Source organism: Sphingobium sp. TomMM7A, assembly GCF_055397305.1.
On the sequence record NZ_AP027311.1, the window covers coordinates 1,551,976 to 1,566,685 of the forward strand.

Annotated in this window: 16 protein-coding genes; 6 read left to right on the forward strand and 10 right to left on the reverse strand. The window is 62.5% G+C overall.

Annotation, left to right across the window (positions count from 1 at the left end):
* The first annotated feature begins 234 nt into the window (after positions 1 to 234).
* Positions 235 to 1,224, forward strand: coding sequence for a LacI family DNA-binding transcriptional regulator (locus tag ACZ5ZH_RS07835; protein WP_449473622.1), 990 nt, complete (start codon positions 235 to 237; stop codon positions 1,222 to 1,224).
* Here ACZ5ZH_RS07835 and ACZ5ZH_RS07840 read toward each other — a convergent pair.
* On the reverse strand, positions 1,221 to 2,078 hold the full coding sequence (locus ACZ5ZH_RS07840; protein ID WP_464771122.1) for an SMP-30/gluconolactonase/LRE family protein: 858 nt from the start codon (positions 2,076 to 2,078) through the stop codon (positions 1,221 to 1,223). The genes ACZ5ZH_RS07835 and ACZ5ZH_RS07840 overlap by 4 nt on opposite strands.
* Before the next feature lie 3 nt (positions 2,079 to 2,081).
* Positions 2,082 to 3,176 (reverse strand): aldose epimerase family protein, encoded by a 1,095-nt coding sequence (locus ACZ5ZH_RS07845; protein WP_460986284.1) that lies wholly within the window; start codon positions 3,174 to 3,176, stop codon positions 2,082 to 2,084.
* 165 nt (positions 3,177 to 3,341) lie between these two features.
* On the opposite strand from ACZ5ZH_RS07845, the gene ACZ5ZH_RS07850 reads away from it, so the two are divergent.
* On the forward strand, positions 3,342 to 4,646 hold the full coding sequence (locus ACZ5ZH_RS07850; RefSeq protein ID WP_449473626.1) for a sugar MFS transporter: 1,305 nt from the start codon (positions 3,342 to 3,344) through the stop codon (positions 4,644 to 4,646).
* Positions 4,647 to 4,712: 66 nt separating this feature from the next.
* Here the strand turns inward: ACZ5ZH_RS07850 and ACZ5ZH_RS07855 are convergent, their stop codons facing one another.
* Positions 4,713 to 5,606, reverse strand: coding sequence for an N-formylglutamate amidohydrolase (locus ACZ5ZH_RS07855; RefSeq protein ID WP_464771123.1), 894 nt, complete (start codon positions 5,604 to 5,606; stop codon positions 4,713 to 4,715).
* Positions 5,607 to 5,753: 147 nt separating this feature from the next.
* Here ACZ5ZH_RS07855 and cpdR point away from each other — a divergent pair, with 147 nt between their 5' ends.
* On the forward strand, positions 5,754 to 6,131 hold the full coding sequence (gene cpdR / locus ACZ5ZH_RS07860) for a cell cycle two-component system response regulator CpdR (protein WP_449473629.1): 378 nt from the start codon (positions 5,754 to 5,756) through the stop codon (positions 6,129 to 6,131).
* Between the two features lie 7 nt (positions 6,132 to 6,138).
* On the opposite strand, the gene ACZ5ZH_RS07865 is transcribed toward cpdR, so the two are convergent.
* The 6 genes from ACZ5ZH_RS07865 to petA all read right to left on the reverse strand — a co-directional run bounded on the left by ACZ5ZH_RS07865 (position 6,139) and on the right by petA (position 11,767).
* The gene (locus ACZ5ZH_RS07865; RefSeq protein ID WP_464771124.1) at positions 6,139 to 7,473 is read right to left on the reverse strand and encodes a dicarboxylate/amino acid:cation symporter; all 1,335 of its coding nucleotides are present in this window, start codon (positions 7,471 to 7,473) and stop codon (positions 6,139 to 6,141) included.
* 259 nt (positions 7,474 to 7,732) lie between these two features.
* Positions 7,733 to 8,314, reverse strand: a complete 582-nt coding sequence (locus ACZ5ZH_RS07870) for a 5'-methylthioadenosine/S-adenosylhomocysteine nucleosidase (protein ID WP_464771125.1) — start codon at positions 8,312 to 8,314, stop codon at positions 7,733 to 7,735.
* A 71-nt stretch (positions 8,315 to 8,385) separates the two neighbouring features.
* Positions 8,386 to 8,922 carry an adenine phosphoribosyltransferase gene (locus ACZ5ZH_RS07875; protein ID WP_464771126.1) on the reverse strand — a complete coding sequence of 179 codons (537 nt, stop codon included), beginning with the start codon at positions 8,920 to 8,922 and terminating at the stop codon, positions 8,386 to 8,388.
* An 81-nt stretch (positions 8,923 to 9,003) separates the two neighbouring features.
* A complete protein-coding gene (locus ACZ5ZH_RS07880; protein ID WP_449473784.1) occupies positions 9,004 to 9,852 on the reverse strand; it encodes a cytochrome c1 in 849 nt (282 codons plus the stop codon).
* 17 nt (positions 9,853 to 9,869) lie between these two features.
* Positions 9,870 to 11,189 (reverse strand): cytochrome b, encoded by a 1,320-nt coding sequence (locus ACZ5ZH_RS07885; protein ID WP_449473786.1) that lies wholly within the window; start codon positions 11,187 to 11,189, stop codon positions 9,870 to 9,872.
* Positions 11,190 to 11,200: 11 nt separating this feature from the next.
* Positions 11,201 to 11,767: a ubiquinol-cytochrome c reductase iron-sulfur subunit gene (gene petA / locus ACZ5ZH_RS07890; RefSeq protein WP_449473787.1), complete on the reverse strand. Its 567-nt coding sequence runs from the start codon at positions 11,765 to 11,767 to the stop codon at positions 11,201 to 11,203.
* Positions 11,768 to 11,977: 210 nt separating this feature from the next.
* Here petA and ACZ5ZH_RS07895 point away from each other — a divergent pair, with 210 nt between their 5' ends.
* From ACZ5ZH_RS07895 to ACZ5ZH_RS07905, 3 genes are read left to right on the forward strand one after another with little or no spacing between them, the layout of a single operon-like run.
* The gene (locus ACZ5ZH_RS07895) at positions 11,978 to 12,436 is read left to right on the forward strand and encodes a tRNA (cytidine(34)-2'-O)-methyltransferase (RefSeq protein ID WP_464771127.1); all 459 of its coding nucleotides are present in this window, start codon (positions 11,978 to 11,980) and stop codon (positions 12,434 to 12,436) included.
* Between the two features lie 13 nt (positions 12,437 to 12,449).
* Entirely contained in the window at positions 12,450 to 13,313 is an 864-nt protein-coding gene (hemF, locus tag ACZ5ZH_RS07900) for an oxygen-dependent coproporphyrinogen oxidase (protein ID WP_464771128.1), read from the forward strand.
* Positions 13,314 to 13,317: 4 nt separating this feature from the next.
* Positions 13,318 to 13,917 carry a GNAT family N-acetyltransferase gene (locus ACZ5ZH_RS07905; protein WP_464771129.1) on the forward strand — a complete coding sequence of 200 codons (600 nt, stop codon included), beginning with the start codon at positions 13,318 to 13,320 and terminating at the stop codon, positions 13,915 to 13,917.
* On the opposite strand, the gene ACZ5ZH_RS07910 is transcribed toward ACZ5ZH_RS07905, so the two are convergent.
* On the reverse strand, positions 13,899 to 14,687 hold the full coding sequence (locus ACZ5ZH_RS07910) for a DUF7847 domain-containing protein (RefSeq protein ID WP_460986455.1): 789 nt from the start codon (positions 14,685 to 14,687) through the stop codon (positions 13,899 to 13,901). The two genes, ACZ5ZH_RS07905 and ACZ5ZH_RS07910, sit on opposite strands and share 19 nt — an antisense overlap.
* Between the last annotated feature and the right edge of the window lie 23 nt (positions 14,688 to 14,710).

The window sequence follows — 14,710 nt, forward strand, 5'->3', positions numbered from 1 at the left end:
TAGCCCATAGCTGTCCGGGATGACCTCATCGCCATTCAGGGAATGACAACGCTGTCTTTCTTTAGACATTTGCGATGATCGATCAAGTCCCTTTTTGCTGTCTTGAGCCGAAAATCCGGACGCGATCCTTGGCCCCTGCGCCTCAGCCTTGTGCTGGGCGGCATTTCCGTGCCAAGGCCGGAAGAATGCGTCGGGGCTGTCACACAGGATTGGGCGAAATTCGCCGGGAGTTTCATGGCCAGCATCCATGACGTGGCGGCACTGGCGCGCGTTTCGATCAAGACGGTCTCGCGCGTGGTCAACAAGGCGCCCAATGTCAGCGAGGAACTGCGGGACCGGGTGACCGCGGCGATAGCGGAGCTGGACTATCGCCCGAACCAGTCCGCGCGGAGGCTGGCTGGCGGACGGTCGTTCATGATCGCCTTCCTCTACAATAATCCGGTGGCAAGCTACATCAGCGGCATTCAGGCAGGCGCCGTCAACCGGTGCCGGGAACTGGGCTATCATCTGGTGGTCGAGCTGATCCCGTTGGCGGGTGAGGAGCGGTTCGACATATTGGAGGGGCTTGCGGCGGCGCTGCGTCCGGATGGCGTATTCCTCGCGCCTCCCCTGTCCGACGATCCCGCAGTGCTGGAATGGCTGGCCCGCAAGAAGCTGCCCTGCGCCCGGATAGCGGGGCCGAATGGGGCGCAGAGCCTGAATATCGTGACGCCGGAATGGGCTGCCGGACGGATGGTGGCCGATCATCTGCTTGGCCTTGGTCATCGCCGGATCGGCGTCATCACGCCGCCGTCCGGCCATGAGGCGGCGACGCATCGCGTGGACGGGTTTCGCGAGGGGCTGGCGGCAGCGGGGCTGGCGGAGGAGCCTGAATTGTTCGTCGAGGGCGGGTTTGACTATCCGTCCGGGATAGCGGCGGGCGAGATGCTGTTGGGGCTGGCCGAGCCGCCGACCGCGATCTTTGCGACCAACGACGACATGGCGCTGGGCGTTCTGCAACTGGCGCGGCAGCGGGGCTTGAGGGTGCCGGATGATCTTTCGGTGGTCGGGTTCGACGATACGCCCGCCAGCGCGACGGCCTGGCCGCCGCTCACGACCGTGCGGCAACCGCTGGCGCAGATGGGCGCGGCCGTCATCGATGCACTGATCAACCGGCCCGCCAAGGCGCCGCAGTTCGATTTCGAGCTGGTGCGGCGCGAAAGTTCCGCGCCGCCGACTGCCTAGCCTGCGTAGAGCGGCGTCGGCATGCCCTTCACGCCGGCATCGACCTCAAACAGGCCGCCATCATAGTCGCTGTCGGGCAATCCAACGGCCGCCGAACTCACGAACATGCGATCGAGCGCGGGGCCTGCAAAACAGATGTTCGTCACCTGCTGCGCGGGCAACGCGATGGCACGGTCCAGCTTGCCATCCGGAGTGAAGCGGCTGATGCGGCTGCCGCTCCAATGCGCGATCCAGAGATGTCCTTCGGCATCCACCGTCATGCCGTCGGGATAGCCGTCCGCGTCGCCGAACTGGATGAAGACTTCTCGCGCGGAAAGGCCGCCGCCTTCGGTGCGGGCGAAGCGGTAGACAGTGCGGCGCACGCTGTCGGTGTGATAAAGCCAGTTGCCGCAAGGAGAAAAGGCAGGGCCGTTGGGGACGCGATAGCCGCTGTCCATCTGCGTCCAGCGACCGTCCGGGTCCAGCCGGTAGAAGGCCCCGCTATCCTCCTTCTCCGCCATGTCCATCGTGCCGCACCAGATGCGCCCTTCGGCATCCGCCTTGCCATCGTTCATGCGGTTGCCGGGCAAATGCTGTTCAGGGTCACCGAACGGCTCGATCGTCAGCGGATCGAGGGAGAGCCGGGCAAAACCGCTCTTCAATCCGGCGATTAAACCGCCCTCCTGCCGCTCGGCGACCCAGCCGATCGGCTCCGGCATGACCCAGCGGTCTATGCGGCCATCCGCCAGCGACAGGCGATTGAGCGCGGGGGCGACGATGTCGGTCCAATAAACCGCATTGTCGCGCGCCGACCAGAGAGTGCCCTCGCCCAGCTGATCGCGAATGTCGCGCTTGATGAGTTGCCACTGCGCCATGGGTCAGCGCTTTACCGAGAGGCGATAGATCATGACGTGGCGATAGGGCTTGCCGGGATCGACCCGAGCCGAAGGGAAATTTGGGTGATTTGGCGCATCGGGGAAATTCTGTGGCTCAAGCGCGAAGCCGTCGCCCATGCGATAGAGATGACTGTTTTTACCAAGGAATGTCCCGTCGAGAAAATTGCCGGAATAGAATTGAAGTCCAGGCTCCGTGCTCAGCACTTCAAGCACGCGTCCTGACCCAGGGTCCTCAAGACGCGCAGCCAGTTCCGGCGTCGCCGTCTGCCCCTTGTCCAACACCCAATTATGATCATAGCCCCGCCCGAAACTGATTTGCTGATCGGCGCCGTCGCGCACGGCATCGTCCACGCGGCGAGGTACGCGGAAGTCGAACGGCGTTCCCGCGACCGGCCTGATCTCGCCGGTGGGAATGAGTCCCGCATCGACGGGCGTGTAGGCTTTGGCCGGTATCGTCAGCAAATGACCAAGGGCGCCGCCCGGTGCCCCCTCGCCCGCCAGATTGAATATGGCATGGTTAGTGAGGTTGACGATCGTGGGCTTGCTCGCCTTCGCCTCGAAACTGATGATCAGGCCGCCGGTTTCATCCAGTGCGTAGCTGATGCGGGTGTCAAGCTGGCCGGGATAGCCCGCCTCCCCATTCGGGCTGCTGTAGGAGAGGACGACTTCGGGCCGCGGTTCGCGGCGAACCGACACGACCTTCCAGACCTGCTTGTCGAACCCCTTGCCGCCGCCGTGCAGCGTATTGCCCTTGTCATTGAGGGGCAGCTGGTAGGTCTGACCATCCAGAGTGAACCGGCCATGCCCGATGCGGTTGGCATAGCGGCCAACGGTCACCCCAAAATAATCGGGCCGAGCCAGATAGCCCGCCAGATCATCATAACCGAGCAGCACGTCGGCCTGCTTGCCGTCCCGATCCGGCCCCGTCAGCGATTGCAAAGTCGCGCCATAGGTAAGAATGCGGGCCGAAACGCCGTGGTCGTTAGAGAGCGTGATCGCTTCGACCGCCGTGCCGTCTGGAAGCTGTCCTGCGGGGGCGCGGCTGGCTTCACCCGCCCATGCTGACGTGCTTGCCATCAGACACGCAAAATAATAGGACGACGATGTTCGAAAAGCGTGGCTGATCCAGCCCCTCTGCATACGATCCCCTTACCGCCGGAGTATATTGACGCCCGACCGGCAGCTATATACTCGGACAAATTGAAGCAGCACAAGCCTGTTGGCGCCTGTTGGAGAAGATGAATGCCTGCACCTCCCTCATCATCAGCCACTCTGACGGCGGGCGACCACCCCGCCACCCGGTACGGGCCTGCCCTGACGCTGCTGGCCAGCCTGTTCTTCATGTGGGGCTTTATCACCGTCATCAACAACACGTTGCTGCCGCATCTGCGCAGCGTGTTCGAACTGAACTATACCCAGACAACGTTGATCGAGTCCGTCTGGTTCATCGCCTACTTCGTGGCATCCATCCCCTCGGCCAAGCTGATCGAACGCGTCGGCTATCAAAAGGCGCTGGTGATCGGGCTGCTGATCATGGCGGCGGGCGCATTGGGCATGATGCTGGCAGCCAGCCTGCCATCCTATGGCGTCACCTTGGCCATGTTGTTCATCATCGCCAGCGGCATCACGCTGTTGCAGGTTGCTGCCAATCCCTATGTGGCGGTCGTCGGCAAGCCGGAGACAGCGTCGTCACGTCTCAATCTGGTGCAGGCGATGAACTCGGCTGGTACGATGCTCGCTCCGCTGTTCGGCGCCTATCTGATCCTTGGCCGATCAAAGGGCGGCACGGCGAGCGCGGACGTCGTCCTGACCCAGGCGGAACGGTTGGCCGATGCGCAATCGGTGATCCTGCCCTACGGCCTCGTTGCCGCGGTCCTGCTGGTGCTGGCGATTGTGATCGCTCGCTTTCCCCTGCCCGCCATGGGTTCGTCCACCTCGCGTCTGGCGAAGGAGGACCGCAAGAACCACTCGCTCTGGGCGCATCGCAACCTGGTCTTCGGCGTCCCCGCCATCTTCATTTACCTGATCGCGGAGATCGGCGTCGCCAACCTCTTCGTGAATTTTGTCAGCCAGCCTGACATCGCCAACCTGACCCATGAGCAGGCAGGCCGCTATCTGAGCTTCCTGTGGGGCGGCATGATGGTCGGCCGTTTCGTGGGATCGGCGATCATGCAGAAGGTGGACGCGGGCAAGGTGCTGGCGGCCTTCGCGACCGGATCGTTCATCGTGATGCTTGTCGCGGTCTTCAGCCACGGGCCGGTCGCCATGTGGGCGCTGATTCTGGTGGGCCTGGGCCATTCGATCATGTTCCCGACCATCTTCACTCTGGGCATTCGTGGCCTGGGGCCGCTGACCGAGGAAGGATCGGGACTGCTGATCATGGCGATCGCTGGCGGGTCGCTGGTGGTGGTGCAGGGATGGCTGGCCGACAATTATGGCTTGCAAAACAGCTTCCTGCTGACGGCCGTCTGCGAACTCTACATCCTCTTCTATGCCCTTTGGGGTTCAAGGCCCACGCACGCGCTGCCTGATCAGCATCTGGAATGATGCGCGCATAGCGGTATCAAGCGAAGGCCGGGGTGCAGGTAGCGCCCCGGCCTTCTGCATATCTGGCTATTCAGCGGCGAGTGGATAGGCGGCGCGTGGCGCTTCGCTGGCCAGCGCGTCGATCAGGGATCTGATGGCCGTCTGAACCCTTGGCAGGCCGGGACCGGGATTGTCCAGGGCGGCATCGAGATAGAGACTGCGGTCAACCTCCACCTGCAAGGCGTAGAAGTCATGGGCCGGATGCCCATGGCGTTCGATCATATGGTCGCCCGCATAGGGATGGTTCTGCGCCACTGTCAGCCCATGCCCCTCCAACACATCGGCCGCCAGCGTCATGAGCCGCGCCGACGCAGCCCGGCCGAAGCGATCACCCAGCACCACGCCGGGCGCAGGCTGTCCGGCAGCAGCGGCGGGAAGCGGCGGCATCGAATGAAGATCGATCAGCACGGCGTGGCCATGGACTTCCCGAGCCGCCCGCAGCATCTGCGTCAATGCCTCATGATAGGGCCGATGGATCGTGTCGATCCGGCGACGGACTTCGTCCCACCCGATGGGCCGCTGCCACAGTTCATAGGCGCCCGGCAGGCGACGGGGTAGAAGGCCAAGGCCGCCGCGCAGCTTCGCGCTGCTCTGAAGGGGGACGTCGCGGGGCAGGCCCGTCACCATCGCGGGATCGATCTCCCGTTCATGGCGATTGAGGTCGATCATCGCGCGCGGGGCGCGCGCGACAAGCACATGATAGCCTCGCTCAATCAACGGATGGGCCAGCAGGTCGGCCCAGCGATCCTCCAGACGTCGCAATATGTCCGGCGCGACTCTGGCGGTGCCCAGCAGAGCCGGGGCATATTCGCGCCCGGCATGGGGCACCGAAATAACCACCGGAGCGATCGGGCGGTCCGGTCCGTAAAGATCATGAGAGGCTGTGGATTCGGCCGGAGCGCGCGGTGCGGGATAGCTCAAATCATCTCCTTCCACAGGGCGCGGCAAAAATGGTTACCCGGCTGGATATATATGCTGGTTGTCGCATATAATGGCATACAGCGCCACCCGCGAGGGGTGCCGCACGAGATCGGCCGACACCGGCCAGAGACGAGATTGATCCAAGCGATGGTTCGAATTTTGCTGGCCGAGGATGATGACAGCATGCGCGTCTACCTCGCCCGCGCGCTGGAGCGGTCGGGATATGAGGTGGTGGCGGTCGCCACCGGCGCGCAGGCCGTGCCGCATATCGACGACGATCATTTCGACCTGTTGCTGACCGACATCGTCATGCCCGAGATGGATGGCATCGAGCTGGCCCAGCATGCGGCCACGGTCGCGCCCGATATGCGGATCATGTTCATCACGGGCTTTGCCGCCGTGACGTTGAAGGCTGGAAAAGCGGTGCCGCAGGCGAAGGTGCTGTCCAAGCCGTTCCACCTGCGCGACCTGGTGCTGGAGATCGACCGGCTTTTCGGCAGCACCAGCATGAGCGAGCTGAACTGAAAGCCGCTTAGCCGGGGACGACTTCTTCCATGTCGGGGGTCGGGGGCAGCGGCTTGCCCGCCATGGCAGCCGCGAAACGATCGCGGTCGAGGCCCCTCTCCCACGCTGACACGACCACCGTCGCGACCGCATTGCCGATGAAGTTGGTAAGGCTGCGGCATTCGCTCATGAACCGATCGACGCCGAGGATCAGGGTCATGCCCGCGACCGGCACGGACGGGACGATCGAGAGCGTGGCAGCGAGCGTGATGAAGCCCGCGCCCGTGACGCCCGCCGCGCCCTTGCTGGACAGCATGGCGACCAGCAGCAGCAGGATCTGGTCGCCGATGCTCAAATGGACGTTGGTCGCTTGCGCTATGAACAGCGCCGCCAGCGTCATATAGATGTTCGTGCCGTCGAGGTTGAAGCTGTACCCCGTCGGCACCACCAGCCCGACGACGGACTTGCGGCACCCTGCCCGCTCCATTTTCTCGATGAGACTGGGCAGCGCAGCTTCCGATGAAGATGTGCCGAGGACGAGCAGCAGTTCCGCTTTCAGGTAGCGGATGAGATGCAGGATGTTGAAGCCGATCAGCTTGGCGACGAGGCCCAGCACGACCAGCACGAACAACAAGGATGTGAGGTAGAAGGTCGCGACCAATTCCGCGAGGTTCGCCAGTGCCCCCACGCCATATTTCCCGATGGTGAAGGCCATGGCGCCGAGCGCGCCTATAGGGGCGGCCTTCATCAGGATCGACACGAGCTTGAAAATGGCGTGGCTGGCGGATTCCAGGACCTGCATGAGCGGGTCCGCCTTGTCACCGATCAGGGTCAGGGCGATGCCGAACAATATGGCCACGAACAGCACCTGAAGGATATTGTGGCCATCCGCGACGGCCGAGATCAGCGTGGCGGGGATGATGTCCATCAGGAAGCCGATGAGCGACCGGTCATGCGCCTGCTGCTGATATTCCGCGACCTTGCCCGCGTCGAGCGTCGTCGGGTCGATGTTCAGCCCCGCGCCCGGATGCACGACATTGGCGACGATCAGCCCGACTATCAGCGCAAGGGTGGAAAAGGTGAGGAAGTAAGCGAATGCCTTTGCCGCCACCCGCCCGATCGCGCCCAATTCCTTCATGCCCGCGATGCCGGTCACGATGGTTAGGAAGATGACCGGCGCGATGATCATCTTCACCAGCTTGATGAAGGCATCGCCGAGCGGTTGAAGCGCGACGCCCGTTTGCGGGGAGAAATGGCCGATCAGGACCCCGATCGCGATGGCGACGAGCACCTGCACGTAAAGCTGCCGGTAAAAGGGCAGTGGCATCGTCGCTCCGCCCGCTGCGTTGTGGATGTCCTTCATGCCGACGGCGCCCCCTGTTTTCCCCGCACAATATGGGCTGCGCTCCCTCTGTCCAGAGAATTAGCTTTTAAGCGAATTTCGCGCTTGCACACCCCACCACCCCCCGCTATTGGCGCAACTCCCGTGGGCGTGTAGCTCAGTGGTAGAGCACTGTGTTGACATCGCAGGTGTTCCAAATCGGTCTGGCACACCCAACACTGACGTTCGATTCAGCGAATGACTGGTGGGCTTCGCATGTCTCTGCCATCTTTTTGCGAAATTAGCTGCTCACCTGGTTCAACGTATCGGCCAGTAAATCAACTGTTACCGCCAGCCGCTCGTCTAGCAATGCGAGGAGTTGTGTCCAACCGAGCATATCGTTCAGTTCTCCTGGGCCGTCGGATATGCCGCGCACTCCCATCAGGGGAACAGTGAAGCGCTGGCAGGCTCGGGTGATGGCGAAGGTTTCCATATCGACCATATCGGCGTCTATCAGTGCATATTCCTCGCCGCCTACGATGTTTGCGCCGGTTGAAAGGCGCGCCGCGGGAATGCCGAGAGGTGCGTGCAGCGGTAGATCGACGGGGTGATCTATGAACGGAGTCACTCCCTTTGCGAAACCAAGGCGGGAGGCGTCCATGTCGCGCCAGGATACGCTCGCGACCTGATAGACCTCCCCCAACTGACAGGCGCGGGAGCCAGCTGAGCCCAGTGACACAACAAGGTCAGGCAGAGCATCATGCTGGTGAAGTTGCTGAAGCGCCAAGCTGGTTGTGATCGCGGCTTCTACGGGACCGACACCTGTCATTAGTGGCGTGAAGCGGGAACGCAGATGCGGACCGTATTCATCCTCTATCGCCATTAGGAAGAGGATGCGCTTTCCGGCGATTAGCTCGCAATTTGGTTGGGGGGGGAAATTCATGAAGGAAACCGTTAATTGCCGGGGAATTTGAGGAGGGCGGCGGTGGCGATGCCGTCGGCTTCGAGGGCGGAGCGGCCGCCGAGGTCCGGAAGGTCGATGGCGAAGAGGGCCAGGAGCAGAGTGGCGCCTTGTTCGCGGAGGAGCTCTGCGGCGGCGAGAGCGGTGCCGCCCGTGGCGATGAGGTCGTCGACCAGTAGGACGCGGGCGCCCTGCCCTATCTGTCCTTCATGCAATTCGAGGCGGTCGGCGCCATATTCCAGCATATAGTCGATGCCGACGGTCTTGCCCGGCAGCTTGCCCGATTTGCGGATCGGAACGAAGCCGAGACCGAGCGCATGAGCGAGCGCCGATCCAAGCACGAAACCGCGCGCCTCAATGCCAACGACGATGTCCGCGTCAAGCGGCCGGGCGATCGCGGCAAGCCCGCTGACGAGCCCTGAGAAGCCGTTAGCATCGGCCAGCAGCGTCGTGATGTCGCGGAACAGGATGCCGGGCTTGGGGAAGTCGGGGATAGTCCGGACCAGCGCGGCGAGTTCATCTAGATCCATGTAAACTCCCAATGAAAAAGGGGCGCGGTGTCTTCATGACGCCGCGCCCCTTCCCTATTCATTCCCTTGGCCGAAAGGCGGTCAGGCGGCCTTTTTCTTGTCGGCCCAGATATTCTGGTAGGACATGTAGGCCAGCGCCGTTGCGATCAGCAGGAAGACGATGGTCGCCAGACCCGCGCGGCGGCGGTTCTCAAGCTTGGGTTCGGCGGTCCAGGTCAGGAAGGCCGAAACGTCCTTCGCCATCTGGTCAACGGTCGCCTTGGTGCCGTCGCCATAGGTCACCTGACCGTCAGCCGTCAGCGGCGGGGCCATGGCGAGGTTCAGGTTGGCGAAATAGGGGTTGTAGTGCAGCCCCTGCGGCGTCTTGGCATCCGGGAAGTGCTTCAGCAGCTCGGCAGGCTGGTTCTGGAAACCAGTCAGCAGCGAGTAGACATAGGCCGATCCCTCATGGCGCGCCTTGGTCATCAGCGACAGATCTGGCGGGATCGCATTGTTGTTCGCCGCCATCGCCGCGACATTGTTGGCGAAAGGCTTGGGGAAGTAATCCGCCGGGACCGGAGCACGCGTCGACATTTCACCCGTCTTGGGATCGACGTCAGGCGTCTTGATCGCCCACTGCTTGGCGATCGCCTTGATCTCCGCCTCGTTGTAGCCAATGCCCTTGAGGTCGCGGAAAGCGACGAACTTCAGGCTGTGGCAGGCCGAGCAAACTTCCTTGAACACCTGGAAGCCGCGCTGCAGCTGGGGCTGATCGAACTTGCCGAACGGGCCGTTGAAGGAGAAGTCCACTTCCTTGGGATGCTTGTGGAATTCATGCTCCACCGTCGCAGCGGGCGGTTCGGAGACATAGGCCACAGCGCCCACAAGGAAGGAGATCAGCAGCCAGCCAGCAAAGAAGAGGCCGACGAGAAATGCGCCGATGCGAACCATGTTGATCTTGTCCCCTATTAGCCGGCGTTCGACGGCTGCGGATCCGCGCCCATGCCGGGAAGCGCATCCTGTTCGCCCTTGATGTTATAGCGGTTGAGTACCGATTCCGTGATCGAGCCCGGCAGCGGCAGCGGCCGTTCAAAGCGCGAGATCAGCGGGAGGATGATCAGGAAGTGGGCGAAATAATAGGCGCCCGCAATCTGGGAGATCATCACATAGGGTTCGGCAGCAGGCGCGCCGCCGCAATAGCCCAGGATCAGCACGTCAACGATCAGGATCCAGAAGAACTTCTTGAAGGTCGGACGATAATTGCCCGAACGCACCGGCGAGGTATCCAGCCAGGGCAGGAAGAAGAGCATCAGGATCGAGCTGAACATCGCCAGCACGCCCAGCAGCTTCGCGGGGACAAAGAAAAAGTCCACGGTGAAGGCGCGCAAGATCGCGTAGAAGGGCCAGAAATACCATTCCGGGACGATGTGCGCAGGCGTCGAAAGCGGGTTCGCTTCGATATAGTTGTCCGGATGGCCGAGATAGTTCGGCGCGAAGAACAACAGGATCGCAAAGAGGATCAGGAACACACCCGCCCCGAAACCATCCTTCGCCGTATAGTAGGGATGGAAGGGAACGGTGTCCTGCGGACCCTTCACTTCCACGCCGGTCGGGTTCGACGAACCGGGAATGTGCAGCGCCCAGATGTGCAGGATGATGACCGCAGCGATCACGAAGGGCAGCAGGAAGTGCAGCGAGAAGAAGCGGTTGAGCGACGCATTGCCAGGAGCAAAGCCGCCGAGCAGCCAGGTCTGGATCGGCTCACCCACGACAGGGATCGCGCCGAACAGGCCGGTGATCACCTTCGCGCCCCAATAGGACATCTGCCCCCAGGGAAGCACATAGCCCATGAAGGCGGTCGCCATCATCAGAAGGAAGATGACGATACCGAGCAGCCAGACCATTTCGCGCGGCGCCTTGTAGGAACCGTAGAAAAGGCCGCGGAAGATGTGGAGATAGACGACGATGAAGAAGAAGCTGGCGCCGTTGGCATGCGCATAGCGCATCAGCCAGCCCGCATTCACGTCACGCATCGTCTGTTCGACGGTGCTGAACGCGACCAGCGTGTTGGCGCCATAATGCATCGCCATGATCACGCCGGTGACGATCTGGATCACCAGCGCGAGGCCAGCGAGAACACCGAAGTTCCAGAAATAGTTGAGGTTGCGCGGGACCGGGTAACCGGCGCCGATCGCGTTGTAGACGAGGCGCGGAAGCGGCAGCTTCTCGTCGATCCACTGCATCGCGGGATGCTTGGGAGTATAATGCTCAGCCCAGGGAAAGCTCATGGTTTCTTACCTCAGCCTACGAGAATGGCGGTGTCGGAAGTGAAGCTGAACTTCGGCACTTCCAGGTTCTTGGGCGCGGGGCCTTTGCGGATGCGGGCCGCCGTGTCGTAGGACGAACCGTGGCAGGGGCAGAAATAGCCGCCAAATTCACCGCGATTCTCGCCCTCGCCCGCACCCAGCGGCACGCAGCCCAAATGGGTGCAAACACCCATGGTGATCAGCCACTGCTTCTTGCCAGCGACGGTGCGCTGTTCCAGCGTCTGCGGATCGCGCAGCGAGGAAACGTCAACCTTGTCGGCTTCGGCGATTTCCTTGTCCGTCAGATGACGCACGAAAAGCGGCTGCGAGCGGAAGGTCGTCTTGATCGCCTGACCCGGCTGGATCGACGAGATATCAACCTCTGTCGATGCCAGCGCCAGCACGTCCGCGCTGGGGTTCATCTGATCCACGAGCGGAATGACGACGGCGACAGCCCCGACCCCCGCGAAGCTTACTGCGGCGATATTGATGAAGTCGCGACGACGCACTCCACCTTCGCCGGATAGACCTTGGCTGTCCGTATGTTCAACGCTCGCCATGCACCTCAACCCTTGCAAAGACGTCCCTGTTACCCGCCGCATTGCCGTCACCGGCCCTGATTATCGAGAGAGTAGCGCCGCCCACGGAATATGGGCCTCGCCTTTCCCCCTGGCGTGGTTCGGGGGCCTGATAGACCCACTGTAGCTTCTTTGCCAACAGCAATTTGGCCATGGCTATGACAATTTGCCCCGCTGCTTTATGCGCGGGGCATGCGTATTGCACTTTATCAACCCGAGATTGCGGGAAATGTCGGCGCCATATTGCGGCTGGCCGCGTGTTTTTCGGTGCCCGTGGACATCATCATGCCGATGGGATTCGCCTTTTCCGACGCCAAGTTGAAACGCGCCGCGATGGATTATGGCGCGGCGGCGGAGGTGACTCGCCACGCCAATTTCGAGGCATTTGACGAGGTCCGGCGTGCGGAGGGCCGTCGCCTGGTGCTGATGAGCAGCCATGCTTCGCAGCCCCTGCCGGAGGTGCGTTTTGACCGGAATGATGTGCTGCTGATGGGGTCGGAAAGCGCGGGCGTGCCCGACGCGGTGCGAGACATGGCCGACCTGCGCGTCCGAATCCCCATGGCTGCGGGCTTCCGGTCCTTGAACATTGCCGTTTCCACGGGCATCGCGGTTGCCGAAGCCCTTCGCCAGACTGGACAATTTCCAACATGATCGAGATTTCCCAATGACCTTGGTCCTCAATCCCCAACAGCAGGCCGCCCGCAACTGGTTCGAATCGCTGCGCGACCGCATCTGCGCGGAATTCGAGGCGATCGAGCGCGAGGCGGGCAGCGATGCCTCCTTCGTCTACACGCCGTGGGACCGCGAAGCGCCGGGATTGACGCCGGGCGAAGGCGGCGGCGGCGTGCGCGGGGTCATGAAGGGCAAGATATTCGAGAAGGTCGGGGTCAATGTATCCACCGTCTCGGGCGAGTTTGCGCCGGATTTTGCCAAGACCATTCATGGCGCCGGGGAGAATCCGGCCTTTTTCGCGACCGGGATCAGCCTGGTCGCGCATATGGCGAATCCGCATGTGCCCGCCGTGCATATGAATACGCGCTATCTGATCACGTCCAAAAGCTGGTTCGGTGGTGGCGCGGACCTTAACCCTCCCCTACCCAGAGATGAGGACACGGCGAGCTTCCACGCGGCATTCAAGGACGCATGCGATACGCATGATGCGGACTATTATCCCCGCTTCAAGGCGTGGGCCGACGACTATTTCTTCATTCCGCACCGGGGCGTCCATCGCGGCGTTGGCGGCATCTTCTACGATCATCTTGAGTGCGAGGATGATGCGGGATTTGATGCGAATTTCGCGTTTACCCGGTCGGTGGGCGAGGCGTTTCTGGCGGTCTTTCCCCCGATTGTCCGGCGGCGGATGGGCGAAAGCTGGAGCGAAGAAGATTACGCCAGGATGCTGGAATGGCGCGGCCGTTATGCGGAATTCAACCTGGTGCATGACCGGGGTACGCTGTTCGGGCTGAAGACCGGCGGCAATGTCGATGCGATTTTGATGAGCCTGCCGCCGATGGCGAGCTGGAGCTGAACCCATGCCGCTGACGCCGGTCGCCAATGATCAGATTGCGACGATCGTGACCTATCTGGAGATGGTGGAGCGGCCCCGGCCAGCGCCGATTCCGCCTGCGCCTTTGCGGCTGGTGCCGTGGAAGTCGCCAGCGCCCGATGCCTATCGCGCGCTGTTCCGGCGGGTGGGGGAGTCGTGGCTCTGGTTTTCGCGCCTTGTCATGAGCGATGCGGAATTGATGGCGATCATCCACGATCCGGCAGTGCAGATTTTTGCGATCACCGATCCGCGTGGCGTGGAGGTGGGCTTGCTGGAGCTGGATTTCCGGGCGCTGCCGGACTGCGAGTTGAGCTTCCTTGGCCTCATTCCCGAGCTGACCGGCAAGGGATTTGGCGCGTGGCTGATGGCGCAGGCGAAGTCGTTGGCATGGCGCAAGGAGGTGCGCCGGTTCTGGGTGCATAGCTGCACATTGGACAGTCCGGGGGCGCTCAACTTCTATCAGCGGGCGGGATTTGTGCCCTATAAGCGGGAGGTCGAGGTTTTCGCTGATCCTCGGCTCGCCGGTTTATTGAGCGCCGATGCGGCGCCGCATGTGCCAATGCTGGGTCAGCCCGCCTCCGCCTGACGATAAAGCCGGGCGAGCATGACGAGCATATAGACCTGCACCCCGGTCGAGACGACGGCCGCTGCGACGCCGCCGACGAGCCGCGCGCCTTCCGCTCCGGCGATCAGGCGACCGAACAGGCCGAAGATGACTTGCGCGGCTGAGCCGACGATGGCGGAGAGCAGCGTCAGCACCAGGATGAAGCCGAGCAGCCGCCAGAAATGGCCGCGTGTCAGCGCCCAGCTGTGCCGGAGCGAGGCCATGACGCCTTCGTGGCCGTCGATTACCACCGGGTTGAGCAGCAGGAGACGGACGCTGGCGAAGAGCATGACGGCGCCGCCAGCAGTCACCAGCAACGCGGCGAGGGCTGCGGCAACCGGCTTTGCCACCATGGAGAAGGCGACGACCACGATCATGCCGACGATGGCTATGCCAAGCAGGGTGCCGATCACGACAAGCGCCGTGCCGAGCAGCACGGGCAGGCGGGAGAGGCTGAGCCGCAATGCTTCGCCGACGCTGATGCCGGGCCTTAACGCCAGTGCGAACAGGGCGAGTGACCCGAACCAGATGATGATGACGCCGATCAGCGTGGACAGGATGAAACTGGGCGGGATGTCGGGCATGGCGCCCTTGTCCATCGTCCAGGTGGCGAGTTCGGGCGGCGTCATCTCCTGAAGGATGAGGCCGGGCAGCGCCACGAAGAGCAAGGCGACCGGGAACAGCAGGCTGCGTTCGCGCGCGACGAAGGCGACCGCTTCTTCCCATGCCTTGCCGATCGACATCGCCGCCATATCTTCGCCTTTTCCCGTACTTA